Below are 25,565 nucleotides of genomic sequence, written 5' to 3'. Positions count from 1 at the left end.
GGGTCACAGCTCCTTGCGCCGCACGAGCAGACCGAGCACCGCAAGACCGGGGATCAGCGGCAGCCACACCGTCAGCAGCCGGTAACCGAGGACCACCGAGGCGGCCGCGCTCCCGGGGGCGCCGGCCAGCGCGAGCGCGAAGGCGAGCGCCGCGTCCAGGGAGCCGAGACCGCCGGGAGTGGGCAGCAGGACGGCGGCGCTGCTCGCCACGAGATACGCCAGCGCCACCCGGCCGGACGGCAACGGCAGGCCGAGCGACCGGGTCACCGCGATCACCACCAGGGAGTGCAGCGCAGCGAACCCGAGCGACGCGCCCCACAGGGCGGCGGCACGGCTCGGGAGCCGGTGCACGGCCCGCACGTCCGCGAGGACCGTCCACACCGCCCGGCGCAGCGGACGGCACAACACCACCGCGAGCCCTCCGCCCACCACGAGTGCGGCACCCACCGCGACCGCGGAGGCGCGCGGGAGGCTCAGCAGACCGGGGCCGGCGAGCGCGAGGAGGGCGATCAGCGCGCCACGGGTCACGGCTCCGGCGGTGGCCTTCACCGCGAGCGCGGTCGCCGACCGGGTCATCGACAGTCCGCGGCGGTTCAGGAAGCGGAGGTTGACCGCGCCCGCCCCGAGGCCCGCGGGAAGAAGATGGTTGGCGGCCGAGGCGGCGAACTGCGCGGCAGCCAGGCGCCCGAAGGGCAGTCGCTCGGCCACGGCGCCCTGCTGGGCGAGCGCCGAGCAGGGCCAGGTCGACACGGTCGCGATCGCCGCCAGGAGCAGCCAGCCCCGGTCGGCGTCCTCGAGCCGGGTGATGCCCGCCTCGATCACCGGCCAGTGGTGCCGGGCCAGCAGCACCGCGCAGACGAGCACGACGAGGGTGACGGCCAGGTGCCATGGGGCGCGCCGCCGCAGAGCCCTCGCCCGACCGGCCGGCGCGGCCCGCTCGGCCGGCGTCCGCCTGGTCCCCGGAGCCACCTGGGTGGCGGTCGGAGGCGTCATCCGGGTCCGTTCCGGGTCGCCGCCGGGGCGACGTAGATGCGCAGGCCGTCGAAGGAGTGCGGACTCCAGCCGCGCGTGTACGACGGCGGACGGCCGGTGGGCGTGCCCAGGTGGGCCACGGGCATGGTCCGGGCGGAACGCGCGATGCCTTCGGCGGTGGAGTTCTTGTTGCTCCCGCCGGTCGCGGCGGAGGAGCAGCCCGTGTAGAAAGCGATCGGTACGGCCTCGTTCCCGGTCAGCAGACAGGGCGGCCGGACGCCGAGCCGGTGCAGTTCGGCCGCGGTGCGGGACCAGCCCCGGCGGTCCGCCTGGGTCCGCTCCACGGTGCTGTGCAGCACCGCGTACTGCACGGCCAGGTGCCCGGCGAGCCCGATCGCCACGAGCGAGGCGGTGATCGGCCGCCATCGTCCGTCGGGGGCCGTGACCAGGTGCACCAGCGCGTCGGCCACGGGGATCGCGAGCAGGGCGTAGGTGGGCAGCAGGAAGCGCGGCGCGGCGTACCCGATCAGGAAGAGATACGGGAAGGCCGCCGTCGCCGCGCAGGCCAGCGGCACCAGGGTCCGGCTCGGGGACGCGGGACGCCGGGCCCGGAAGGCGACGGCCACCGCGAGCACGACGAGCAGCGGCAGCACGAACCACCATGCGACGACCGCCGGGTTCGGCATCGAGCCGGTGCAGGGACGACAGAGGGTGCGCCCGCCGAGGCTGCGCAACTGGTCGCCGACGGCGATGTTCCAGCCCAGTCCGCCCTGCAACCGGGAACCGTCGGACAGGCGTTGCAGAAGCCCTCCGTAGCGGCCGAAGGCCTCGGCGATCCACTGGGCCGCGCCGACCACCAGCCCGCCCACCAGCGCCAGCAGCAGCGGCAGATTCCGCCACCGGGGCAGGAAGACCTGCAGGAACACGAGCGGTGCCGCGGTCCACGCGGCGTCGGTGGGCCGCATCCACGTCATCAGTGCCGCGCCGACGGCGACTCCCCACAGGGCCGGCCGGTCGGCGCTGTCCGCGTGGGCACGCAGGAAGAAGCCGGTGACGGCCAGCGCGCCCATCGCCACCCAGTAGTTGGGCATGACCTGCGGGCCGTAGAAGAGGGTCACCCACAGGCTCGCGAACAGGACCCCGCCCAAGGCGAGGACACGGGCCGGGAAGACTCCCCGCCAGGCGCGCAGGGCGATGAACAGCGCGGCGCCCGACAGCACCGCCAGATAGACCCTCAGCAGCGCCGTGGACGAGGACCACGAGGTCACGGGGGCGACCAGGAGCGATACGCCGCGGGCGCGAGGTGCGCTGAAGTACGCGGCGGGAGCGTGAGCGCTGATCTGGCTGGCGTACACCGTCTCGTCCCAGCCGAGGCCCATGCGGGGGCCGACGAGCAGGAGCTGGGCCAGTGTGAAGGCGCCCGCCACAACTGCTGTCAGACCGTGGCCGCGGTCCTGCCACGACGTGCCGGCCACCGACGGCCCCGCGAGCCTGCGGACCCCTGCGAGCGTGGTGTTCGAGTTGGCCATACCCATCCCTCACCCCCTACAACCTGTAGGGGCATCACACCCTACAGGTCGTAGGGTCGACGATGGAAATCGGGAAAGAAAACAGGTAAAACACGGACAAGCTAACGCGATGCGCCTGGGGGTGCAGCATGAGACCCGCGGCAACCCGGAGCCCCGAGGCCGCCGTTACGCCGATCGCGTGAACCGGGCCCGCGGGCAACCGCCCCTGGTCCCCGGTATCGCGCGCCCCTACGCGCTGTAAGGTTGCGGGCATGGCTGGCACGGGCCCGCGGGGCAGGATGGAACGACGCAGCGCCGGTGAGCTGGAGAGCGAGGTGCTCGCCACGCTGTGGGCCACCGAGCAGGCGCTCACCCCCGCCGAGATCCAGGCCGAGATCGGCGGCGGCCTCGCCTACAACACCGTGCACACCATCCTGAAGCGCCTCTACGACAAGGGGCTCGTCCTGCGCGATGTGGACGGGCGGCGCGGGGCGTACCGCCCCTCGAAGAACGCGGCCGAACTGACCGCCGAGGCCATGCACGAGGCACTCGACCGCGGCCCCGATCCGATCGCCACCCTCCAGCAGTTCGTCTCGGGACTCAGCCCCGAGGAGGAGCGTGCCCTGCGCGGCTTCCTGGACGGGTACCCGCACTCCGACGGAGCGGGTGCATGAGGATCGACGTCTACACCCCGATCCTCCTCTCGCTGCTGCTGGCCGCGGTGAGCCCGATGGTGGGCAGGAGGGTGGCGCCCGCGCTCGCGGCCCGGGTGCTGGCCGTGTCCGCCGTTCTCACGGCGGCCGCCACCACCTGGTCGCTCCTGTTGCTCGCGGTGACCCTGATCGGCCAGGCACCGCCGGTCGTCGCGGACGCCCGGGCGGACGGCCACCCATTGCCCGAACCGGTCCCCGGCACGATCGCCGTGGCCGCGACCCTGGCCCTGCTGCTGGTCGTCGTGCGCGTCCATCGGGCAATCCGCGCCGAGTTCGGCACCCGCCGGGCACTGCGGACCCTGTGCGCGGGACATCCACCGGACACGGAACTGGTCGTCGCCGCCTCCCCCGTACCCCAGGCGTTCGCCATCCCCGGCAGCGGCGGCGCGCCGGGCCGGATCCTGGTCACCTCGGCCCTGCTCGGCGCGCTGGAACCCGCGGAGCGCCGGGTGCTGCTGGCCCACGAGCGCGCCCATCTCACCCACCGGCACGCGTCCCTCGCGGCCGCCGTGGCGCTGGCCACCGCCGCGGACCCGTTTCTCGCGCCCGTCCGCACCACGGTCACGTTCCTGATGGAGCGCTGGGCGGACGAGCAGGCGGCCGACGCGGTCGGCGACCGCTCCACGACGGCCCGCGCCCTGGCCCGAGCGGCGCTCACCACCAGGCGCCGCTCCCCGTCGTGCGCGCTCAACTTCACCGACCACGCGGTCACCCGCCGCATCGCGGCCCTGCAGAGCGGTCCGCCCCCGCATCTGTGGCCGCTCGCCGCGTCGACGCTCGCACTCGGCACGCTGCCGGCCCTGGGCGCCGCGGACGCGACGGGGGATCTGCTGCGACTGCTGGAGCATGTGCTGACCTGACCCGGCGGCACCTCCCCGGCAGCGGAACCGGCCCCGACACGACCTGACGCTCCGTCAAGCGGGCTTCGAGCAATCCTCCGATCGGGGCACCCTTCACCACACGAGGGAATCGAACGGCACCGGCGTCGGCGTTCCCCCGCCCAGCGGGCGGAGAACCGAATGGCTCGAACTTACGTATGGAAATTCGCCCCCGATCCCCCGTTACGCGTCCATGATCGGGCGGGTTGTTCGGTCGCTTGTCCGCATCGCCAAGAACCTCCGGAGGAATCATGAACCCCGTCCCCGCCCCTGCCGCCGGTCGTCGCTTGTTCGAGAACCGGTCGGTGCATTCCTCGTCCGCGCGGTGCGGGGCCGACGCGCGGCGAGTCGCCGGTGCCGGCCGCCCGTCCTTCTCACGACCGACACCGAGGTGGGGCGCATGACCTCCGGCGCACCGGTTCCACCCGCCCTGGCCGCCTGGGCCGAGAACATCGTCGGCCCCCTCCGCACCGTGCGGGACGTGTCGCACCCCCGCCCCGAGTCCCAGGTCTGGGAACTGACCTCCGCCACCGGCCGGACCATCCTCAAGGTGGCCCCCACACCCGTGTTCTACGCCCGCGAGACCCGCGCCTATCGCGAGGCGGCGCCCGCCCTGGAGCGGGGCACCGTGCCGCACCTGGTGGAGACCGACGCTCGGCACAGGGCGCTGCTGATGACCGCGGTACCGGGCCGGCCGGTGCGTTCCGCGGCCCTCTCCCCCGCCCTGGGGCGCGCCCTGCACCGCAAGGCGGGCGCGTGGCTGCGCCGGTTCCACGGCGACGCCCGCGATCTCACCCACCGGGACCGCGCCGAGGCGGCCGGCGAGATGGAACGCGCCGTCGAAGCCGCCGAGAAGCACCTGGAACTGTCCGCAGACCTGATCGGCGTACCCGAGCGTGAGGTCGTCCGCCGGCACGCCGCGGGGCTGGCGCTGCTCGGCCCCCTGCCCGTGGGATACGTCCACGGCGACTTCCAGGAGCGCAACTGGCTCCACGACTCCGGAAGCGGATCACTCGCGGTGGTCGATCTCGAACGGGCCCGGCCGCACGCCGCGGTGCTCGACGTCGTCCGGCTGGCCTGCGGACCCTGGGTTCGACGGCCGGAGTTGAGGACCGCCTTCTTCGAGGGCTTCGGACGCGAGCTGATCTCCGCGGAGCGGACCGCCCTGCGCTGCCTTTCCGCCCTGGACGCCGTGAGCGCCATCGCCTGGGGAGTGCCCCACGACGACAAGGAGGTCGTCGACCGGGGCCGCGAGACCCTGGCGCGGCTGGTACGGGGGGATTACTGATGACGGGCGGCCGGCCGGGCGATCGCCCGGCCGGCCGCCCCTGAACCTCGGGCGCGCCGGGCACCCGCCGAGGACGGCCGATCCACACTGAAGGAACGCCACTCAGGGCGGCCCGGTCGCACGGCCACGGCGCCGTCGTCCCGGCCGGCCGCCGACCGCGATGACCCCGCCCCACGACGATCCGACCGGAGCGGGGCGTCCGCGGGCCGCGCCGGCAACCGGCGTCGTGCGTACCGCGCTTGCCGGTGTCCCGCACCGGCGACGCGCCTGCGTACCGGCTCGTCCGCACCGAGCGGGGCCCGGCGCCCGGCACCGCCGGAAGCCTCCGGGGGGTTCACCGGCCGCTGGAGACGGCGTAGTACTGAAGATCCTGCACGGTGACCGTACGCCGCACCGGATAGCGGGTGGCCACGGCGGCGACGGTGTGCCCCGCACGGCGGACCACCACCTCGCTCCGGCCGGGGGACAGCGGCAGATCCTGCGCGTATGCGCCGACCGGCGCGCGATAGACGTGGGGCACGGTGCCCACACGCGCGGAGACCGTGGCGGGCGCGGTGAGGAAGCTGAGCACTTCCACCCGGTCGCGCGGGGGCGCGGTGCCCGGTCGCGGGCGCATGAGCCGGGGCTGGAGGCCGGCTCCGCCCGCGTCGGCGAACTGGACGCGCGAGGTGACGTACACGGTGTCGCGGACGATCCGCGGCCAGGTCCCGGTCTTGAAGCGGGTGAGGTAATACGAGGAGATGTCCAGGTAGGCGTGCCCGTTGTGCAGCGAGGGCGCGAACTGGCTGCCCTCCGAGTAGTCGTTCCAGGTGGTGAGTTGCACCCAGTCCGCGCCGTCGGAGATCGCGTGGTTCCAGGTCGACCGCAGGGTGGCGGTGTTGCCCGCCTCGTCGTAGATCCCCTGGTTGGGCCGGGCGTCCTGTACGGACACGGCCTGCATCCACTTCTTTCCCAGCGAGTGGGCGAGCCGGATGTCGCCGGGAACGTTGTCCTGGCGGATGTAGCTCCGGTTGCCCCAGGACGAGAAGGCGTGGCTGATCGGCGCGAACCTCTCGGCGTTGGCGCGGAAGTCCAGGAAGACCGGCACGAGCGCGGTGCCGATGCCGTGGTCACGCAGCCGGGCGATGACCTGCCCCCACCAGGCGGGGTCCTGGGCCTCGGCCTTGAACGGGGAGACCACGAGACGTCCGTCGGCCAGCCGGTACGCGGACGGGGACGCGGCGAGCCGGGTCAGCTGATCTGCGAGCGTGCGCGGATCGGTGTGCAGGGACGTCATGTCGGGCATCAGCACGATCCGGAAGTGCGGGTCGACCCGCTGCGCCGCGCTCAGCAACTTGTCGACGCGCTGCCGGTTGATGCCGTCGAGGGAGAGGATGTCGACGGTGAATCCGTCGAGCCCGGCGTCCCGAGCGGTCCTCACCTCCCGTTCGAGGTCGGTGAGTTGCCAGTCCCCCTTGGCCGGCGGCACGGGCTGGGGCCGGTCACGCAGCAGCCCGCCGTAGGCCGCGTGCTTGCCCTGCTCGCCCTGCGGCGTGAGGTAGTTGCGGGCGTAGTAGTCGTCCTCGGCGGGCCGGTTGTCGAGGGAGAGCGGGTACGGCGGGAAGTAGTGCGCGAAGACCTGATGCGGACTGTCGCGCAACACGTCGGCGGCCGGCAGGTCGAAGGGCATCGCCGCGCTCGCCCGCGCGGCGCGGGGCGCGGCGTCCCCGCGGTCGCGGGCCAGTCCGACACCGGCGATCAGTCCGATCAGCAGCAGGCCGAACAGGGCACCCACCGCGGTGCGCCACCGCACCGAGGACCTTCGGTGCCGGTGCGTCGGACGAGCGGGGTGATCCGTCATGGGTGTCCTCCGCGGATGCCGGGGGCCGCCGATGCGAACTCTAGTGCACGAGGGGCCCGTTGTCCGGCAAACCATCATCAGCCGGGCATCTCCGGCGGTCGTCGACGTGCCGTCAGGGGGTCGTGGCCCCGAGCCGGTCGGCGTCGTGCGACTGCAGATAGATGTCGACGGCGTCCTCGCGCATGGCCCGCCACAGATCGGCACCGGCGCCGGGGTCCAGGAGGACCACGGACTGGCCGGAGATCATGTCGGTTCCCTTGGCGGGAGCGTTCATGAAGACCATGTTCCCCGGGCGGACCTTCTTGTTGTCCCACAGCAGGGCGCGCAGGTCGCCGTCGTCCAGCCGGTCGTCGACGCTCACGGCGGCGGTGAGATCGTCCAGCACTTCGGCGCCCTTGACGGGGTTGGAGAAGGTCGAGGGCCGCATCACCTTCGCCAGCAGCGTGCGCAGGAAGTACTGCTGACGGTGCGTCCGGTCGAAGTCACCGCGGGCGAGGTGGTAGCGCTCACGCACATAGGCCAGGGCCTGTGTGCCGTTCATATGGCGGGCGGCGCCGTCCACGACGAGGTCCACTCCACCCACGGAGTCGGTGAGCTTCTTGAACCCGTCCCAGTCGATGACGGCGAGATGGTCGACGCGCACCTTCGTCAGCCGCTGCACGGTGTCGATGAGCAGCGGCGGTCCGCCCCAGGAGAAGGCGGCGTTGAGCTTGGCCTTGCCGTGTCCGGGGACGTCCACCCATGCGTCGCGGGGCAGCGAGACGACATAGGCGCCCGAGTGGTCCGCCGGGAGGTGGACCAGCATCATCGTGTCGCTGCGCTGGGCCCCGTACTTCCACTCGGGGGCCTTGGCGTCACGGCCCGTGGTCGGCAGCTCGGAGCGGCTGTCGACGCCGACGAGGAGGAAGGTCTGGCCGCCACGGGAGGGCGCCGGCTGAGCCGCCGCGGGCACCTGCGTCGGGAAGACGCCGGAGAGACGGTCGACCTTGCCGGTGTAGTGCTCCACCGCCCACCAGGTGACCCCGCCCACCATGAGCAGACCCACGGCGAGCAGCGCGAACGCTCCGAGGAGCACCCGCCGCGCACGGCTCCTGCGTCGCGAGGATCGCTTCGGTTCGGTTCCGGAAGCGTCAACCCCCTTTTGTGAAGGATCTGTTGAGGCATAGTGAACGCCGTCGACCGCTTCCGGGGCCGAAGGACCGGCTCCGCCCGCCCCTTCCTCCCGTTCCGCCGCGTCGTCCCGACCGGTCGCTTCGGCCTCCGCCGTGTTCTTGTCCCCCACCACACAACCCCCCACATCAACGCGGTACGGCCCCTTCCGCACCGGGCGCACACTGTAGCCAGCACGTTCGGCATTCGTGGCGCATTCCGCCCGTCCGTCGACCCGGCCGGACCAAACATCGGACCCTGCGCGGGATTTCGTACGGATCGGCACTTCTCAGCGACGTTCACGTAAACGCTCCCATGCGAGCACAAGTTTGCCGTACTGTTCACCATCGTGCCTCATGTTCGACGAATAGATGTTCGCGACATGAAGCCGCTCGTGCCGCGAAACGTGCCTGGGGGGGTACATGTGGGATGTTCAGGCCGCTGAATCCGACAGATCACGCAAGGCGCGCTCGCGGGCGCGCTCCTCACTGTGGATGGGACGCAAGTCCCGCTGGTACCTTCCGGCTTGCCTGATCACCGACCTCGTCGGTGCCGGGGTGCCGGTCACGCTGGTACTCTCCGCCAGCCGTCAGCCGTGGGCGGTGCCGAGCGGTGTCGTCGCGGGACTCGCCTGGGCGGCGGTCCAGCTCTTCCGCTCGCGTTACGCGGCACGCGCCATCGGGGAGAGCCGGGGCACACTGCCCGTGCTCCACGACTGGTTCATCCTGCTGGGCGTGCTCGCCGTGGGGCACGCCGCAACCGGGACACGACTGCGCGCGCCGCTCTGCCTTGTGGCGCTGCTGCCGGCCCTGCCGCTGACCTTGGCGTGCCGCAAGGCGGTGCACCGTCATCTCGCCGCGGTGCGCCGCAGGGCGCAAGCGGTGATCAAGGTCCTGGTGGTGGGTGAGCCCACCGCGGTGGACGGCGTCACCGCACATCTCGCCGCGCGCACCGACCACCCGTATGTGGCGGTGGGCGCCGTCCCCGTGGGACGCGGCCCGTTCGCGTCAGGTGTCCGGAGCGGGGAACGGCTCGCCGCCACCGCCCCGGAGTCCCCCACGGAGGACGCCAGCCTGGTGGTCAGTGCGGTGCACCGGCACCGCGCCGACCTGGTGCTGGTCGTCCCGGGCACCGCACTGTCCGGGGAACGGCTGCGGCGTCTCTCCTGGGGCCTGCACGACGCCGGTGTCGAACTGTTCGTCGCACCCGGCCTGGTGGAGGTGTCCGTCAAGCGTCTGGAGACCGGGTCCGCCGGAGGGCTGTCGCTGCTGCGCGTGGCCCCACCGGTGCGGGAGGGCGTGCAGCCTCTGCTCAAGGAGGTCCTGGACCGCAGCGCCGCCCTGCTGGGCCTGCTGGTGCTGGCGCCGGTGCTGCTGGTGGTCGCGGCGGCGGTGAAGCTCTCCTCGCGGGGACCCGTTCTGTATCTTCACGAGCGCATCGGCCGGGCCGGACGCCCCTTCGTGATGTGGAAGTTCCGCACGATGCGGGTGGGCGCCGACCGCCAGAAGGCCGCGCTGGCCCATGAGAACGAGAACGACGGCCTGATGTTCAAGATGCGCCGAGATCCCAGGGTCACCCGGGTCGGCCGCTGGCTGCGCCGTGCGTCCCTCGACGAACTGCCCCAGCTGGTCAACGTCCTCAAGGGTGACATGTCCCTGGTAGGCCCGCGTCCGCCGCTCGCGGAAGAGGTGGCGCACTACACCTCGGTCGAATGGCGGCGGCTGACCGTACGGCCCGGCATGACCGGGCTGTGGCAGATCAGCGGACGCTCCGAGCTGTCCTGGGACGAGACCGTCCAGCTCGATCTCAGCTACGTCGACAACTGGTCGTTCACCAGCGATGTCGATGTCGTGGCCCGTACGTTCCGCGCCGTCGTCGACGGCCGCGGGGCGTACTGAGAGCGCCGCCCGTGGCCGCACAGTGCCTCGGCGCGCGCCGCACGCCGAGGCACGTACCCGACCGGAGTCCGTCAGCCGTCGAGCCCACCGCGCCAGTGGGCGTAGGTGGCGGCGATGCCGTCGCGCAGCGGGACGGCCGGCTTCCAGCCGAGCTGCGCAAGCCGGGAGATGTCGAGCAGCTTGCGCGGAGTGCCGTCGGGCCGTGTCGTGTCCCAGGCGATACGGCCGGCGAACCCGGTGACCTCCGCGACCGTCCCGGCGAGCTCGCGGATGGTGAGGTCGCTGCCGCAGCCGACGTTGACCGGCTCGTCCCCGTCGTACGAGCGCAGCAGTACGGCGCAGGCGGCGGCGAGATCGTCCACGTGCAGGAACTCCCGGCGCGGGGTGCCGCTGCCCCACAGGACGACCTCCTCCCGTCCCTCGGCCACCGCCTCGTGGAAGCGGCGGATCAGGGCGGGCAGGACGTGCGACGTCTCCAGGTCGAAGTTGTCGCCGGGGCCGTAGAGATTGGTCGGCATGGCGCTGATGAAGGAAGCGCCGTACTGCCGCCGGTACGACTGCACCTGGACGATTCCCGCGATCTTCGCGAGGGCGTAGGCCTCGTTGGTGGGCTCCAGCGGACCGGTCAGCAGTGCGTCCTCGGTGATCGGCTGGGCCGCGTGCTTGGGGTAAATGCACGACGACCCCAGGAAGAGCAGCCGGCCCACCCCGGCGGCGTGGGCCCCGGCTATCACGCTGAGCTGGATCTGGAGGTTCTCCTCCAAGAACTGCACCGGCTGAGTGCTGTTGGCCATGATCCCGCCGACCTTCGCGGCGGCGAGCACCACCGCGTCGGGACGCAGGGCGGCCAGTTCGGCCGCCGTACGCGCGGCGTCACGCAAGTCCAGTTCGGCGCGGGTACGGGTGAGCACCTCGTGCCCGTCGGCGGCGAGCCGGCGAGCCACGGCGGAGCCCACCAGGCCACGGTGGCCGGCGACGAAGACACGGGCACGTTCGGGCAGCAGCGATGCGGTCATGGGCCGGATCATGCCAGGCGCCACGCGATCGACATGCCCGGATCGTCAACTCTGCCGAAATTTCTCGCAGTTCACGACATACAACCCGCACTCGGCGGGCGTACGCGCCGGATCCGTCAAGCAGACGGGTCCGGCGGGGAGGGGAACACCGCATGACCAAGACCGCACTGATCACCGGCGTGACCGGGCAGGACGGCTCGTACCTGGCGGAGTTGCTGCTGTCGAAGGGGTACCGGGTCCACGGCCTGCTGCGGCGGTCGTCCAGCTTCAACACCGAGCGGATCGACCACATCTACCAGGGACCCCAGGAGGCCGAACGCCACTTCGTGCTGCACCACGCCGACCTCTCCGACGGAGTGGCGCTGGTGAACCTGCTGCGCGACATCCAGCCGGACGAGGTGTACAACCTGGGCGCCCAGTCCCATGTGCGGGTCTCCTTCGACGCGCCGCTCTACACCGGCGACGTGACCGGCCTGAGCACACTGCGGCTGCTGGAAGCAGTCCGGGCGAGCGGGGTGGAGACCCGTGTCTACCAGGCGTCCTCCTCGGAGATGTTCGGTTCCACGCCTCCCCCGCAGAACGAGGACACCCCCTTCCACCCGCGCAGCCCCTACGGCGCCGCGAAGGTCTTCGCGTACTGGACCACCGTCAACTACCGTGAGGCGTACGGGATGTTCGCGGTCAACGGCATCCTCTTCAACCACGAGTCCCCGCGCCGCGGCGAGACCTTCGTGACCCGCAAGATCACCCGAGCCGTCGCACGGATCAAGGCCGGCCTCCAGGACCGCCTCTACCTCGGCAATCTGGACGCGGTACGCGACTGGGGGTACGCGCCGGACTACGTCGAGGCGATGTGGCGGATGCTCCAGCACGACGAGCCGGCGGACTACGTGGTCGCCACCGGAGTACCGGCCACCGTGCGGCAGTTCGTGGAGACCGCGTTCGCCCACGTCGGCCTCGACTGGAGCGAGCACGTGCGCTACGACCCCAAGTACGAGCGGCCGAGCGAGGTCGACGCGCTGATAGGGGACGCGTCCAAGGCGCGCGAGACGCTGGGCTGGCGGCCCACCGTCCTGGTGGACGAGCTCGCGCGGATCATGGTCGACGCCGATGCTCGGCAGGTGGAGGACCAGCTCGCGGGTGCCGTGGTGCGCATAGACCGCTGACCGCGGGCGCGGCCGTGACGGCCCGCACCCGCCCGTCCCGACGTCCGGGACGCACGGGGTCGGGGTGAAGACGTTGAAATTTCCTACTAGATGAGTCAAGTGCGTTCCATTGCGTGTCATGTACTCGTATGGTTCGCCAACAACCAAGTTCGAGCGGCCTGTTCGGATCCGGGGGACACCGACACAGGCTCGATGAGGCAGAGGGCCCACGACCGGGCCCGGAAGCCGGGGGGTACATGCAAAGATCCAGAGGGCTCAGTGCCGCCCTCGTCCTGTCCACCGCGGCGGGTCTGGGCCTGGTGGCCCTGCCGCAGCCGGCTGCCGCGCTCACCCCGCCCGTCGCCTTCACCGCCGACGATCTGCCGACCTGGCAGACCAACGGCATCGTGTGGGCCCTGGCGGAGGCGCACGGCACGGTCTTCGCGGGCGGCACCTTCTCGCAGGTGCGCCCGCCGGATGGAGAAAGCGGCACCGCGCAGACCGCGGTGAACTTCGTCGCGCTGGACGCGGCGACCGGCGATCCCACGTCGTGCAAGCTGTCCTTCACCATCGGAAGCGGCACCGCGACCGTTCGGGCGCTCGCCGTCTCACCGGACAAAAAAACGCTGTACGCGGGCGGTTACTTCGGCGCGGTCAACGGCACGCAGGTCAGCAGCCTGGCCGCCATCGACATCGCCACCTGCACGCCCAAGGCGAACTTCCACCCGAGCGTCTCCGCGACCGTGCGGGCGCTCGCGGTCACGGACGACACCGTCTATCTGGGCGGGGACTTCTCCTCCGTCGGCGGCAGCGCGCACGCGCGGTACGCGGCGGTCGACGCCACCAGTGGCGCGGTCAAGCCGTTCCAGGCCGACGTCGACGAGCCCGGCCGGGCCGTCGCGGTCACCCCGGACGGCAAGGACGTGATCCTCGGCGGTGACTTCTTCACCGTCAACGGCGCGAACTCGCACGCTCTCGCCGTCGTCGACGCGACCACGGGCGCCAATGTCCGCACCTATCCGGGGTTCATCGAGACCAACTCCGTGGTCAAGGCGCTCGACACGGACGGCACGGGCTTCTACACCGGAAACGAGGGCACCGGCGGCGGCGTCTTCGACGGCCGCATCGCGCTCGATCTGTCCACGCTCGACCAGCGCTGGCGCGACACCTGCCTCGGCGCCACCCAGGCCGTCAAGTCGTACCAGGACGTGCTGTACAGCGCCTCGCACGCCCACGATTGCTCCAGCGTCGGGGAGTTCCCCGACGGGCGACGCCATCACCTGCTCGCGGAGCCGACCACCGGCACCAACAAGCTGGGCTGGTTCCCGGACACCAACGACGGTCTGGGCGAGGGCATCGGCCCGCGCGCCATGGTGGTCTCCGAGACGTCCGACAACAAATACATGTGGGTCGGTGGCGAGTTCACCACGGTCAACGGCTCGGCGGCTCAGGGTCTGACGCGCTTCGCGGCCTCGCCCGACACCGGCGCGCCGACGGTGCCGTCGGTCAGCGCCGAGTCCGTGAAGCCGACGGAGACGCACATCCGGTGGCGCGCGAGCCTCGACACGGACGACACCAAGCTGACCTACAAGGTGTACCGCAACGGCGGTTCCACACCCGTGTACACCGTCGACGGCGACTCCGTGGAGTGGTCGCGCCCGCAGCTGTCCTTCACCGACAAGAACGTCACCGCAGGATCCACCTACACCTACCGGGTGACGGCCACTGACGGAGCGGGCAACGCCTCCGCACTGTCCGCCGCCGCCACGGTGACGGTGCCGACCTCCGCCCAGAAGTACGCGGCGAAGGTGCTCGACGACGGTGCGAACCTGTACTGGCGCTACGACGAGTCCGCCACTCCGTTCGTGGGTGACACCTCGCCCGGCGACCAGAGCGGCATCCACCTCAACGGGCCCTCGCTGCGCCAGACCCCGGCCGCCGTGACCGGTCCGTCCACCGCCATCGGCTTCGACGGCACCGACCAGATCGTCTACAGCGACAAACGCACCACGGTGCCGAGCCAGTACTCGATCGAGACCTGGTTCAAGACGACCACCACCCGGGGCGGCAAGCTCGTCGGGTTCGGCGACAACACCACACGGGCCAGCGGCCAGTACGACAAGCACGTCTACATGCGCAACGACGGCCGGCTGGTCTTCGGCGTGTGGACCGGCTCCGCCCGCACCATCACCTCGCCCGCCGGCTACAACGACGGTGCCTGGCACCACGTCGTCGCCACCCAGGGAGCCTCCGGGATGGCGCTCTACGTGGACGGCAGCCAGGTCGGCACGCTCGCCGAGACCAACAGCCAGCCCTACAGCGGGTACTGGCACGTCGGCGGCGACAACCTCAACGGCTGGCCCGACCAGCCCTCCAGCAGTTACTTCGCCGGGCAGGTCGACGAGACCGCGATCTACCCGTCGGTGCTGAGCGCGGCCCAGGTGCAGAGCCACTACACCCTGGCCTCGGCCCCGGCCGACAGCGTGCAGACCGTCCGCGCGTCGGACGACACCTATGTCAACGCCGGTGCCTCCGGGACCAATTACGGCACCTCCACCTCGCTGGCGGTGCGCGGCAGCGCGGCGTACGAGACGTATCTGCGCTTCGACCTGCCCTCGGCCCCGGCCGGGACGGTGCTCAAGAGCGCGCGGCTCGCGGTGAAGACCACCACCCTGAGCAGCGCGGGCAGCACGGACGACATCTCCGTGCGGCCGGTCACCGGAAGCTGGACGGAGGCCGGAACCACCTTCGCCTCCAAGCCCGCGGTGTCCTCGACCGTGGTCGGCACCCTGAGCGGAGCCACGGACCTCTCGACGGTCTACTCGGCGACGCTCGACACCGCTGCGCTCACCCCGGCCCTGGGCGGCGCCTACGACCTGGCGCTCACCAGCACCGGGGCGGACGCGCTGTGGCTGTGGTCCAGTGAGGCGCCAGCCGCGGAGAACACTCCGCAGCTGGTACTCACCTTCGGGGCGCCCTGACCCTCCAGGGCGTCCCGGCGTGCGGGGCACCGGACCAAGCGCCGGTGCCCCGCACGCCCCGCTCGGGCCCGCACTTCTGTGCGGGCCCGCCACCATACCCAGGCCCGCTGGGGCCGCAGGAGCCACCATGCACACTCGCACTCTTCGGCGCGGTACCACCGCCGGCGCCGTCGCTCTCACCGCGCTCCTCGCGCTCGCCGGCTGCAGCTCGGGGGACGGCACGCAGGCGAAGCCGGAAGCCACGCAGCGCATCTCCGACGAGCAGGCCGCCGCCGTGCCCGACGACCAGGCGAGCCCCGCTCCCCGGAGCACCCCGACACCCGCCAAGGGCCCGGTGCTGCCCGACGCGAAGCTCACCCCGGTGACCGGTTCCTTCACCGCGAAGGAGAAGAAGTACCTGCACGGCCGGGTACCGGCGAACATGGACCCGGCCGCCGTGCTGGAGGTCGGCCAGGAAGCCTGCCAGCGCATCGAGCGCACCGCCGCCCACGACAAGGACGCCGCGGTCGGAGCGCTCATCGCCGGGGACGTGCCGTCGGCCGACGACGCGATCGACGAGCTGTGCCCGAAGCAGAAGCCCCTGCTCGACATCGCCGCGACCGGTTTCGCCGACGGCACGCGCAAGACACCGCGGCCGGGCACCTACCGGGCGCTGACCACCTCCAAGGGCTGCACCTGGAAGGCGCTGGGAGCCGGCGACAAGGTCCTGGCCTCCGGGCCGGGACCGGGCGGCGCGAAGAAGGTGACCGCGAGGATCCCGGCCGGGACCCGTACGTTCGTCTCGTCGGGCTGCTACGCCTGGCTTCCGGCGTAGGCCCGCTCGTACACGTCGAGCAATGTGCCGAGGACCACGTCCATGGAGAACGCGTCGGCGGTGAGCTTGCGGGCCGCCGCCGACGCGGACGGCCGCACGGACGGCTCCAGCAGGTCGAGCACCGCCGGGGCGATACCGTCCGGGCCGGTCACCACACGTCCGGCACCTGCCCGGTCCACGTCGCGGGCCAGACCGTTGGAGTCGGTCACGACGACCGGGGTGCCCGCGGCCATGGCCTCGAGGACCGACATCGGGAACGGCTCGTCCACCGACGGCAGCACATAGACGTGCGCCCGTCGCAGCTCCTCGAGCATGCGGTCCCCGGTGAGCGGTCCCGGACAGATCACCTTCCCCGCCAGCCCCAGCTCGTCGATCCGCCGCCGTACGGCGGCGAGTTCGCCCTCGTCCGGACCGGCCACGACGAAGGTCGCCCCCGGATGCCGGGCCAGGATCGCGGGCGCCGCGTCCACCAGGTCGACGGGGCGCTTGCGGGCCTGCAGCCGGGCCGCGTACAGGATGCGCGGCGGCCCCTGGGGGGCCGGGGCCTCGGGCTGTGCGGGAACGCCGTTGACCAGACGGACGGCGCGGGCGAGGCCCGCCGTGCCCACCACGGCCTCAAGACCGCGGAGTTCGTGAGCGGTGAGATGCAGCACGGCGGCGGCGCCGCGCAGCACCCGGCGCACCGCGACCGCGTCGAGCAGCCGGGCCGACAGCCGCTCGCTCGGATCGACCATGCCGTGCGTCTGCAGCACGAGGGGCCGCCCGGCGCGCAGCGCGGCGAGCGCGACGGGCAGCGTCACCAGATCGCGTGCGAGGTGCACATGGACCACGTCGGCGTCGCGCACCAGCCGGTGGGCGCCGGCGAGGAGCGACGGGGAGGTCAGTCCGCTGAAGCCCAACGGCAGGATCCTGCGCGCCTGATGGAGCCGGGCGGGTACGCCCTCCACCTCGTGGGGCAGCGGCCGCCGAAAGCCGGCGGCCAGGGCGGTGATGCGGGCGTCGTGTCCGCGTCCGCGCAGGCCCCGGCAGAGGTTGAGGGCGACCCTGACCGGGCCGCCGAAGGCGTGGGTCGGGCTGTGCAGGGTGACCGCGTGCAGCACTCTCACGCCGGCTCCTGGACGGGACGGCGCCGGTTGTCGGCGGTGTGCAGGGTCAGTTCCGGAAGGTCCTGGTGGAGGACCGCGCCGGCGCCGACCACGGCGCACCGGCCGACCTTCACTCCGGCGAGGACCGTGGCGCGGGCGGCGATCCAGGCGCCGTCGTCCACGGTGATCGGCGCGTTGCGGTAACGGAAGTCGGCGGCGCGATGGTCGTGGCTGCCGGTGCACAGCAGGGCTTCCTGCGACACGCACACATGGGCGCCGAGGGTGACCGGCTCCAGATTGAGGATCCACGCGCCCTCGCCGATCCAGGCGTGGTCCCCGACCGTCAGCTTCCACGGCCACAGCACCCGCACACGGTGCCGGACGAGCACCCCCGTACCGATGTCGGCGCCGAAGGCGCGCAGCAGCGCCACCCTGACGCGAGCGGGCGTGAACCACGCCATGAAGACCGTGTTCATCACCGCGAACCAGAGCGCCTGGACGAGTCTGCCGCGCCCCTTGTCGTATCCGGCCAGTGTGAAGGCCGGGAGATCACGCATCGATCCATCCCCCCAACGGCGCCTCCCCTGACGCCCCTTCGTCACACTCTAGTAGCTGACCGTTCACCGCAGGCGGAGCGTCGGTAGACTGCGGCGGGGATCTTTTCCGGGGGCGGGGGCGCCATGACGCAGCAGACGGACCGGGGTGCGACGACGGCGCCCGAGACACCGCGGCCGGGTTGGCCGGAGCGCACCGCGCTGCCGCCCTTCTCACCGCGCACGCTGCTCTCGCGCGCACTGTCCGTCCCGCTCGTGCTCGGCTTCTCGGTGTTCCTGCCGCTGCTGGTGCTGGTCCAGCCCGGCACGGGCCCGCGCGATGCGGCGCTGTGGGTGCAGTTGGCGCTGACGATGTACGCGGGCATCCGGCTGTCCGCGATGATCCTCACCAGCCGCCGCAAGCTGCTCGCCGGTTCGTTCTGGCTGTTCGTCTACATGGCGATGGGAGTGGCCCCGCTCGCCCAGGCCGTGCTCGGCCGCACGCCGACCCCGGTGGTGGGGTCGCGCACCGATCTGACCGAAGCGGTCTCGCTCGTCCTGATCGGCTGTGTCGCCTTCGACATCGGCTCGCTGCTGGCCCGTCAGCGGCCGGGCCGGGAGCGGAACGACACCGTGCGCCCGGCACTGGTGCACCGTCGCCGCCTGTACCTGCTGACGCTCGTCGCCTTCGTCGGGTCGGCGCTCCTCGTGGTCAAGCTCGGCGGCCCGGCGGTCTTCTTCACCAGCCGCCAGGAGGTCATCAGCAGCGTCGAGGAGGCGGGGCTCTCCCAGGCCGACTCGCAGGCGGGCCAGGCGATCGTACGGGGCTTCGGCACCGTGCCCGCCCTCATCGCCTGGCTGGTGTACACACGGTGGCTGGTGACCTCGCGCAGGGCCCGCCGCTCCGTGGTGATCATCGCCGTATGGCTGGCGCTGGCCGCGCTGAACGCTCTGGTCAACAACCCTATATCCAACCCGCGCTTCTGGTTCCTCACCGTCCTGTTCTCACTGCTGTTCACCGTGTTCCCGGTGAGCGCCGCGCTGTACCGGATCGCTCTGAGCCTGGGTGTGGTGGTGGCGCTCGTCGTCTTCCCGTTCGCGGACCGGTTCCGCTACGACGACGCCAACTACCGTCCGATCCAGACCACTTCGCCCCTGGAGCCACTGGCCCTCAAGGACTACGACCAGGTCGGCATGTTCGCCAACACCGTCACCTATGTGCGGTCGGGGCCCGGGCACACCTACGGTCGCCAGCTGGCGGGCGCGGTGCTGTTCGCCGTTCCCCGGTCGGTGTGGCCGGGCAAGCCGATGGACACCGGTGTGGTGATCGGCCAGTGGATGGGGGCGACCAACACCAATCTCTCGTCCCCGGTGTGGGCCGAGCTGTGGATCGACTTCGGTCCGGTCGGTATGTCGGCCGGGTTCGTGGCCCTCGGGTACGCGGCGGCGCGGGTCGACCGCCGCTATGCGCGCCGTGCGGTGCGCCGGGCCCCCCCGGGCAGTCTGATCGCGCTGACCGTGCCGCTGGTCGCCGGGTACTCCTTCATCCTGCTGCGGGGGCCCCTGTTGCAGGCGTCGGGGCGTGTGGCGATCGCGGCGTGCTGCATCGCGCTGATCACCACGTTCCGGCAGGATCGGGCGGCCGGGCTGCGCTGAGCGGGGCCGATCGGCTCTCAGCCCGTGGGGACCGCCGGGACCGGCGCCGCAGCGGGCTGCTCCTCCACACGCAGACGGGCGACGCGCGTCCAGGCCGCCACCGCCTTCAGCGCGGAACCCGCGGCAAGCCCCCAGGCGGCGCCGAGCGCCGAGCCGGTCAGCGCGTACCCGCCGAGCATGAGGACGACCGAGAGCAGCGAGAACACCACCTGCACCGACAGCGTGGCCCGCGGGCTGAGCACCCGCAGGGTCACCAGGGCACAGGTGCCGAGGCCCATCACAGCGTACTGGGCGCCCGAGGCGGGCAGCAGCGCGGAGGCCGACTGCCAGGTGGCTCCGAGGAGTTGACGCCCCATGCCGTCGGGCAGGGCGTACAGCACCAGTCCCCAGGCGAGACCGACGGCACAGAGCAGCGCGCCGAGCCCGGCCGCGGCGCGCGCGGTGGCCCGGCGGCCCCCGAGCCGGCCCAGCAGCGGCGGCCCGAACGCGTTGACCGAGTTGAACAGGACGTTGAGCGGGCCGAAGAGCGTGGTGGCACCGCGCAGCGCTCCGACCGCCAGCGGAGCGGCGAACAGCCCGAGGCCGAGCACGGCGAGCTGGCTGGAGGCGTTGCCCACGGCGAACTCCACCACGAAGCGCTGTCCCAGATGGCCCCGGCGCACATAGGGCAACAGGTCGGCCCGGGTGCCGCGCACATGGGGCCACAGCAGGAACAGGCCGAGCAGCAGTGCGGGCACGGCGGACAGTCCCCACACGGCCACGAGCAGCCCCGGGGAGGTGTGCCGGGGCTGAAGCAGCAACGCGGGCACCACACACACCAGGCGCAGGCTGTCCGCGGCCAGCGCCAGGCCGGGGCGCCGCAGGGTGGAGAACGCGTAGCGCAGCCCGTCCTGCACCAGCACCAGCGGCAGGACGAGACCCAGGGCGAGGAAGGCTCCGCCCGGCCCGGCCCAGCCGCCGGTGAGGGCGGCGGATCCCGCGCCGACGGCGGCGAGCAGGACGCCGGCGGCGGTGGCGCCCAGCGCGGTGAACGCAATCGCGGACCGGCAGGCGGCACCCGTCGTCGCGGTACCGCCGCGGATGAGGACGACCGCCTGGCCCACGTACGCCATGTTGAGGCCGAGCAGCACCGTGAAGGTCAGGTAGACCATCGAGAAGGTGGCGAACCCGTGCGCGGTGGAGACACGGGCGGCGATGACCAGCACGGCGATGTTGGTGAGGCTGGACGCCGCCTGGTCGAGCACCGAGGCGAACGCGGCCGTCGAACGCCGCGGTTCCCGCGACGGGCCCGGGGCCGGCGGCTGGTCCCCCGCGGCGGTCACCGGTCCCCCGAGCGGACGGTGCGCAGAGCGATCGTGTCGCTGCCGTCACCGTCGATGTGCCGCTCGGTCTCGAGGCGGGTGCCGGGCCGGGCCGCCGGCCGGACCGCCGGGCTCTTGGCCGCACGGCGCCGGGAGTTGCGGCGGGCGGCCGCCTCGCGCCTGTGCGAATCGGTGTGCGTCACCGCGCCGAGCACGGTCCCGCCGGCACCGACGATCAGCTCCCGGATGCGGACGAGGTCGGCCCGGTGCACGGTGCGCGGGTCGCAGACGATGAGCACCCCGTCCACGCGGTCGACGAGCGCGAGGGCGTCGGCATAGGCGAGGACGGGCGGGGCGACAACCACGACGGTGGCATCGGGGTCGTCGGCCTCGGCGATCAGCCGGGTCGTCCGCGCGGAGGTCAGCGCGCGAGGGACGTTGCGCACCCGCTCGCCGGGAACGAGGCCGAAGGCCCCGGACTCCCCCGCGTCGACCAGGAGTTTTCCGGGACCGGGCCACTCGCCCTCGGCGGGCTCGACGGTGCTGCTCCAGCGGGGCCGGGAGGCGGCGGACACATCGAGGCGTTCGGAGAGGGACGGAGTGCGCAGGTCGGCCTCCACGAGCAGCACGTTCTTGCCGGTCTCCGCGAAGGACGCGGCGAGGTTGGCCGCAACCCCCACGCTGGACTCCATGGAGCCGCGGGGGGCGACGACGAGCAGCCGGCGCCGGTCGGCGAACCTCTCGTCGTAGGCGAGCCGGAAGGCGATCGAACGGTACTCCTCGGCCGCCCGGGAGTCGGTGCGGCCGACCACCAGGGCACCGGCCGAGCCGCGCGGCAGCGCGCCGAGGACGGGACCGTGCACCGCGCGGGCCACGTCACCGGCCGAGCGCGGCGCGGGGTCGAAGACCAGGCGCATCCAGGCGCCGAGCAGACCGAGACCGACGCCGACGAGGCCGCCGAGTCCCAGCGAGAGCGGCAGGCCGGGGCCGTCGGGCGAGGTGGGCGCGGTGGCGTTGCGGATCACGCTGCCGGGCGTCATGTCGAGCATCTTCAGACTGGTGATCTTGCTGCTCAGTTCGGTGATGCGGCTGAGCAGGTTGGCCTGCACGGCATAGGCGGAGTCCGCGGCGGAGCCGTCGGGCAACTGCTTGAGCCGCTTGGAGAGTTCGTCGTTCTGCTTGGCGACGGGATTGAGCTGGTTCTGCAGGCTCTTGAGCATCGACCCCTGGACGGACTCCCACTGCTCCTTGCGCAGGTCGATATAGGACTGGGTGAGGGCGTTGGCGCGGCGCGCCGCCTCCTTCGGGTCGGAACCGGTGTACGAGAAGTGCAGCACGAGGGTCTGCGGCGGGTTGGTGACCTGGAGTCCGTGCTGGAGCCGGTCGACCTCGTCCGCGGCGAGGCCGAGCCGCTTCGCGGCCTCCTCGGCGACCTTGCGGCTGAGCGCCGTCTGCCGCTCGGACCCCATGTTGAGCGCCTTGTCGCTGGAGAGGGTCGGCGCAAACGGGTCGCTGGTGGGAGCGCGCAGCACGATGTCGGTGGTGGCGGCGTAGCTGTCGGCGCCGGTGATGCCGAGCCAGGCACCGGCCAACAGCCCGACACCGACGCCGCCGCCGATCAGCCAGCGGTAGCGCAGCAGCTGCCGGAACTGCTCACGCAACTGCTCCGGCTCGTCCTCGCCCCGGAGGGGAACGTGTGTGTCGCTCACCGGGCAAGACCCCCCAACACCTCGTCGATCAACGCGTCGATCCGCGCAAGACCCGCCTCCCGTGACAGATGGGCAGCCACATGGCGCGGTCCCGCCGCGCCCAACTCGTCTGCCGTCACCGGATCTTCGGCGAGTCTACGCACCGCTGACAGGAACTGATCGGGATTCTCCGGTTCCACCAGCAGACCGGCTCCGGAGCGCAGCACCTCGCGGGCCGTTCCGCCCTCGGCGGCGACGGAGGCGACCACCGGGCGGCCCGCCGCGAAATAGGAGGTGAGCTTGGACGGGACGCTCATGTCGAGGACCGAGGCACGCTGGGTCACGGCGAGCACATCGGCCGCGGCCAGCACGTCGGGGAAGTCCGCGTCGTCCACCGAAGGCAGGAACTCCAGGTTGGGCAGCCCTTCGGCGCGGCTCACAAGGTGCTCGCGCTGATTGCCGTCGCCCATCAGCACGACGCGGGTGGCGGGATCCCGGCGGGCCGCCTCCACCAGCACGTCGAGCCCCTGCTTCAGGCCCATGTTTCCGGAGTGCAGGACCACGGTCTGCTCCGGTCGCCAGCCGAGGCGCTCCCGGGTCTGCGCGCGAAGGGCCGAAGGGGCCTGTATGTGCGACCAGTTGGGGACCAGACGGATGCGTCCCGGGTCCACGCCCATGGCCCGCACCCGTTCGACGAACGTCTCATGGATGACGCCGACGAGGGTGGCTCGCCGCAGCACCCAGGACTCCGCGCGCTCGGCCAGCTCCGCGGCGCGACCGCCCCCCTGGATGCCGGACTGCGCGGCCGCGGCGCCCATGAGGTCCTGCACGACCGGCACGTACGGGGCGTGATGCCGGGCGGCGATACGGGCGCCGAGCACCCCGCCCGCGAGACTGGGCAGTTGGGCGAGCACGGCGTCGAGTCGACCGGTGCGGGGCGGGGCGACAAGACCGTGGGCGAGTATCGACCCCTCGAACAGGGCTCTGCGCAGGGCGCTCTGGCGCGCCGGAACGGTGTGCCGGCGACGGTGCACGGTGACCCCGGCCCGCTGCTCGGTGGCCCGCCACACCCCGCGGTAGGCGGGATCCAGGCGCCAGGACGGATAGTGGGGAAGCCCGGCCAGCACATGGGTGTCGTGCCCGCGGCTCGCCCAGTGCTCGGCGACGCCGGTGGCGTAGGGGCCGATACCGGTGTGCTCGGGCGCGTAGTTGGTGGACACCACGAGCAATCGGCGTCCGGACGGGGCGGACCCGCCCGACCCGCCGGCGGCGACGTCCGGCTGGGTGGTGCGCTGCCGCGGCACGGAGCCCGGTGTGTGCGCAGCCACGCGCCCGTCCCGTTCACGACGCTCGTTGTGGGCCTCTGTCACCAGCCGAAACCTTTCCCCCCGGCCGCCTCTGCGGCCTCCCCTGTGCGTCCACGCCTTACCAGGACCCCCCGGTCCCACACCCTGACAGAAGTGAACCAGGGCGCACCCTAATTGTTCACCCTTCCTGCACCGAGCATGAACGCTATCGTCAAAGTCTGTGCATCCCCCGCAAAGGGGTGCGCACTGGGGGACACCATCGAACAAGGGGGGCATCTGTGCCATCGAGCAAGCCGTATCGCGTGGGCTACGCGCCGGGCGCCTACGATCTTTTCCACATCGGGCACTTGAACATCCTGCGCCACGCACGCGCCCAGTGCGACTACCTGGTGGCAGGCGTGGTCTCGGACGAGATGGCCGAACGGGCCAAGGGCAGACGGCCGATGATCCCGCTGGTCGAACGGCTGGAGATCGTACGCAGCATCCGGTACGTGGACGCCGCGTTCGTCGAGACCGTGCCGGACAAGCTGGAGACGTGGAAGCAGGTCCGCTTCGACGTGCTGTTCAAGGGCGACGACTGGCGGGACACGCCGAAGGGGGAGCGGCTGGAGCGGGACTTCGCCACGGTCGGCGTGGACGTCGTCTACTTCCCGTACACCGTGCACACGTCGAGCACCCAGTTGCGACGCGCCATCGACGCCCTCGACGGGACGCGGTTCACCGATGAACTGCGGACAGCTCCCGGAACCACTTGGTGAGGAAGGCGACGAGGAAGAGCGCGGCGGCGACGGCGAGGACGGTGTAGGCCCAGCGGAAGGCGCCGCCGCCACCGAGCAGCAGGAACACCAGGCAGAACACCCCGTGGTCGACCGGCAGCAGGGCCACCGCGCGTGCCGTGGAGGGCTCGGCGCGGTCGCCCGGGGCCGCCTTGGGCTTGAGCTGCTCGGTGAGCAACCCGCCGAAGAACGTGACGACGGCGGCGAGTTGGAAGCCGAGCGGCACCAGCAGCCAGCCGTCGGCCTCGGTCCCGAAGTGACCGGGGTGCCGGTAGAAGGAGATCAGCACGGCGGTGTGCAACGCGGTGATCTTGGCGCAGTCGACCACATGGTCGAGCCACTCACCCACCGCGCTGCCGCCGCCGCGCAGCCGGGCGAGCTGCCCGTCGGCGGAGTCGAAGGCGAACCCCACCGCGAGCCCCAGCCACACCACGAGGCCCACGGCCCAGGTGGGCCCGGCGACCGCCGCCACCAGAACGGCCGCGAAGCTGAACGCCGCGCTGATCGCGGTGACATGATTCGGTGTCAGCCCGAGCCGGTAGGCTCCGGCGGCCAGATACCGGCCCGCGGGCCGGTTCACGAACCGCGAATACAGCGACACACCCTTCGCGCTCTTCTGCGCGGACTTCAGCCGTATCAGCGCGGACGTCGTCGTAGTGCTCATCGATCCCCCCGGATCTCATGACCTCACCGGTCACTCCCCTGATCCACATCATCACAGGTGACCGCATGCGATGGCGAGTGATCGGAAAACTGACCGGAAACCAGGGGTGTCGTCGCGGCAGCGTACAGGGAGTCGGTGCGGCCGTTCGGCACCGGTGTCCCGTCCGCTCCTGGGAAGCCGGCGGCTTCGGGAACGTGAAGGCCTGACAGCTCCTCGGCCGACCCGGAACGGCCAGGCACCCGTGGGCCATTGACGTCCGGGACCTGTGAGCGGCCGGCGATCCGCGGGAACCCGTAACGCCGTTCGACGTCCTGCATGTCGAAGCTGCTCGGCTCACGGAGCCCGGCGCGTCC

At 72.0% G+C, this 25,565-nt stretch carries 20 protein-coding genes; 9 read left to right on the top strand and 11 right to left on the bottom strand.

Annotation, left to right across the window (positions count from 1 at the left end; all coding sequences use genetic code 11):
* Window positions 1-3: 3 nt before the first annotated feature.
* Window positions 4-993, bottom strand: coding sequence for a lysylphosphatidylglycerol synthase transmembrane domain-containing protein (locus tag ADL25_RS36370; RefSeq protein ID WP_079050813.1), 990 nt, complete (start codon window positions 991-993; stop codon window positions 4-6).
* Window positions 990-2,501, bottom strand: a complete 1,512-nt coding sequence (locus ADL25_RS36365) for a hypothetical protein (RefSeq protein WP_059132172.1) — start codon at window positions 2,499-2,501, stop codon at window positions 990-992. The genes ADL25_RS36370 and ADL25_RS36365 overlap by 4 nt, the downstream gene beginning before the upstream one ends.
* A gap of 251 nt (window positions 2,502-2,752) precedes the next feature.
* On the opposite strand from ADL25_RS36365, the gene ADL25_RS36355 reads away from it, so the two are divergent.
* From ADL25_RS36355 to ADL25_RS36345, 3 genes are all read left to right on the top strand, one after another.
* The gene (locus ADL25_RS36355) at window positions 2,753-3,154 is read left to right on the top strand and encodes a BlaI/MecI/CopY family transcriptional regulator (RefSeq protein WP_059132170.1); all 402 of its coding nucleotides are present in this window, start codon (window positions 2,753-2,755) and stop codon (window positions 3,152-3,154) included.
* Window positions 3,151-4,053 carry a M48 family metalloprotease gene (locus tag ADL25_RS36350; protein ID WP_059132169.1) on the top strand — a complete coding sequence of 301 codons (903 nt, stop codon included), beginning with the start codon at window positions 3,151-3,153 and terminating at the stop codon, window positions 4,051-4,053. Before ADL25_RS36355 ends, ADL25_RS36350 begins: the two co-directional genes overlap by 4 nt.
* 418 nt (window positions 4,054-4,471) lie before the next feature.
* Complete coding sequence (locus ADL25_RS36345) at window positions 4,472-5,359, top strand: aminoglycoside phosphotransferase family protein (protein WP_059132168.1); 888 nt, start codon at window positions 4,472-4,474, stop codon at window positions 5,357-5,359.
* Between the two features lie 334 nt (window positions 5,360-5,693).
* Here the strand turns inward: ADL25_RS36345 and ADL25_RS36340 are convergent, their stop codons facing one another.
* Complete coding sequence (locus ADL25_RS36340; RefSeq protein WP_079050811.1) at window positions 5,694-7,199, bottom strand: glycoside hydrolase family 71 protein; 1,506 nt, start codon at window positions 7,197-7,199, stop codon at window positions 5,694-5,696.
* A gap of 112 nt (window positions 7,200-7,311) precedes the next feature.
* Window positions 7,312-8,274, bottom strand: coding sequence for an LCP family protein (locus tag ADL25_RS36335; RefSeq protein WP_059132166.1), 963 nt, complete (start codon window positions 8,272-8,274; stop codon window positions 7,312-7,314).
* Window positions 8,275-8,842: 568 nt separating this feature from the next.
* Here ADL25_RS36335 and ADL25_RS36330 point away from each other — a divergent pair.
* Window positions 8,843-10,246: an exopolysaccharide biosynthesis polyprenyl glycosylphosphotransferase gene (locus ADL25_RS36330; RefSeq protein WP_059132165.1), complete on the top strand. Its 1,404-nt coding sequence runs from the start codon at window positions 8,843-8,845 to the stop codon at window positions 10,244-10,246.
* Between the two features lie 71 nt (window positions 10,247-10,317).
* On the opposite strand, the gene ADL25_RS36325 is transcribed toward ADL25_RS36330, so the two are convergent.
* Window positions 10,318-11,262 (bottom strand): GDP-L-fucose synthase family protein, encoded by a 945-nt coding sequence (locus tag ADL25_RS36325; protein ID WP_079050809.1) that lies wholly within the window; start codon window positions 11,260-11,262, stop codon window positions 10,318-10,320.
* A gap of 152 nt (window positions 11,263-11,414) precedes the next feature.
* On the opposite strand from ADL25_RS36325, the gene gmd reads away from it, so the two are divergent.
* The 3 genes from gmd to ADL25_RS36310 all read left to right on the top strand — a co-directional run bounded on the left by gmd (window position 11,415) and on the right by ADL25_RS36310 (window position 16,202).
* Window positions 11,415-12,428, top strand: a complete 1,014-nt coding sequence (gene gmd, locus ADL25_RS36320) for a GDP-mannose 4,6-dehydratase (protein WP_059132163.1) — start codon at window positions 11,415-11,417, stop codon at window positions 12,426-12,428.
* A gap of 236 nt (window positions 12,429-12,664) precedes the next feature.
* Window positions 12,665-15,388, top strand: coding sequence for a DUF7594 domain-containing protein (locus ADL25_RS36315; RefSeq protein WP_059132162.1), 2,724 nt, complete (start codon window positions 12,665-12,667; stop codon window positions 15,386-15,388).
* Between the two features lie 127 nt (window positions 15,389-15,515).
* Window positions 15,516-16,202: a hypothetical protein gene (locus ADL25_RS36310; protein ID WP_059132161.1), complete on the top strand. Its 687-nt coding sequence runs from the start codon at window positions 15,516-15,518 to the stop codon at window positions 16,200-16,202.
* Here ADL25_RS36310 and ADL25_RS36305 read toward each other — a convergent pair.
* Together ADL25_RS36305 and ADL25_RS36300 are read right to left on the bottom strand one after the other, a co-directional pair.
* On the bottom strand, window positions 16,181-17,308 hold the full coding sequence (locus tag ADL25_RS36305; RefSeq protein ID WP_059132160.1) for a glycosyltransferase: 1,128 nt from the start codon (window positions 17,306-17,308) through the stop codon (window positions 16,181-16,183). The genes ADL25_RS36310 and ADL25_RS36305 overlap by 22 nt on opposite strands.
* On the bottom strand, window positions 17,305-17,844 hold the full coding sequence (locus ADL25_RS36300; RefSeq protein ID WP_059132159.1) for a WcaF family extracellular polysaccharide biosynthesis acetyltransferase: 540 nt from the start codon (window positions 17,842-17,844) through the stop codon (window positions 17,305-17,307). Before ADL25_RS36300 ends, ADL25_RS36305 begins: the two co-directional genes overlap by 4 nt.
* A 123-nt stretch (window positions 17,845-17,967) precedes the next feature.
* On the opposite strand from ADL25_RS36300, the gene ADL25_RS36295 reads away from it, so the two are divergent.
* Window positions 17,968-19,476 (top strand): hypothetical protein, encoded by a 1,509-nt coding sequence (locus ADL25_RS36295; RefSeq protein WP_234381181.1) that lies wholly within the window; start codon window positions 17,968-17,970, stop codon window positions 19,474-19,476.
* 17 nt (window positions 19,477-19,493) lie between these two features.
* On the opposite strand, the gene ADL25_RS36290 is transcribed toward ADL25_RS36295, so the two are convergent.
* From ADL25_RS36290 to ADL25_RS36280, 3 genes are read right to left on the bottom strand one after another with little or no spacing between them, the layout of a single operon-like run.
* The gene (locus tag ADL25_RS36290; protein WP_234381180.1) at window positions 19,494-20,798 is read right to left on the bottom strand and encodes a hypothetical protein; all 1,305 of its coding nucleotides are present in this window, start codon (window positions 20,796-20,798) and stop codon (window positions 19,494-19,496) included.
* Complete coding sequence (locus ADL25_RS36285) at window positions 20,795-22,486, bottom strand: lipopolysaccharide biosynthesis protein (protein WP_059132158.1); 1,692 nt, start codon at window positions 22,484-22,486, stop codon at window positions 20,795-20,797. Before ADL25_RS36285 ends, ADL25_RS36290 begins: the two co-directional genes overlap by 4 nt.
* A complete protein-coding gene (locus ADL25_RS36280; RefSeq protein ID WP_059132263.1) occupies window positions 22,483-23,688 on the bottom strand; it encodes a glycosyltransferase family 4 protein in 1,206 nt (401 codons plus the stop codon). Before ADL25_RS36280 ends, ADL25_RS36285 begins: the two co-directional genes overlap by 4 nt.
* Before the next feature lie 362 nt (window positions 23,689-24,050).
* Between ADL25_RS36280 and ADL25_RS36275 the strand changes: the two genes are divergently transcribed.
* Complete coding sequence (locus ADL25_RS36275; RefSeq protein ID WP_059132157.1) at window positions 24,051-24,530, top strand: adenylyltransferase/cytidyltransferase family protein; 480 nt, start codon at window positions 24,051-24,053, stop codon at window positions 24,528-24,530.
* On the opposite strand, the gene ADL25_RS36270 is transcribed toward ADL25_RS36275, so the two are convergent.
* Window positions 24,490-25,212 carry a CDP-alcohol phosphatidyltransferase family protein gene (locus ADL25_RS36270; protein WP_059132156.1) on the bottom strand — a complete coding sequence of 241 codons (723 nt, stop codon included), beginning with the start codon at window positions 25,210-25,212 and terminating at the stop codon, window positions 24,490-24,492. The two genes, ADL25_RS36275 and ADL25_RS36270, sit on opposite strands and share 41 nt — an antisense overlap.
* Between the last annotated feature and the right edge of the window lie 353 nt (window positions 25,213-25,565).

This window comes from Streptomyces sp. NRRL F-5122 (assembly GCF_001507435.1).
In the GTDB taxonomy this organism is placed as follows: Bacteria; Actinomycetota; Actinomycetes; order Streptomycetales; family Streptomycetaceae; genus Streptomyces; species Streptomyces lannensis.
The sequence above is the reverse complement of the archived record's forward strand: the minus strand, read 5'-3'. Positions and strand labels throughout refer to the sequence as shown.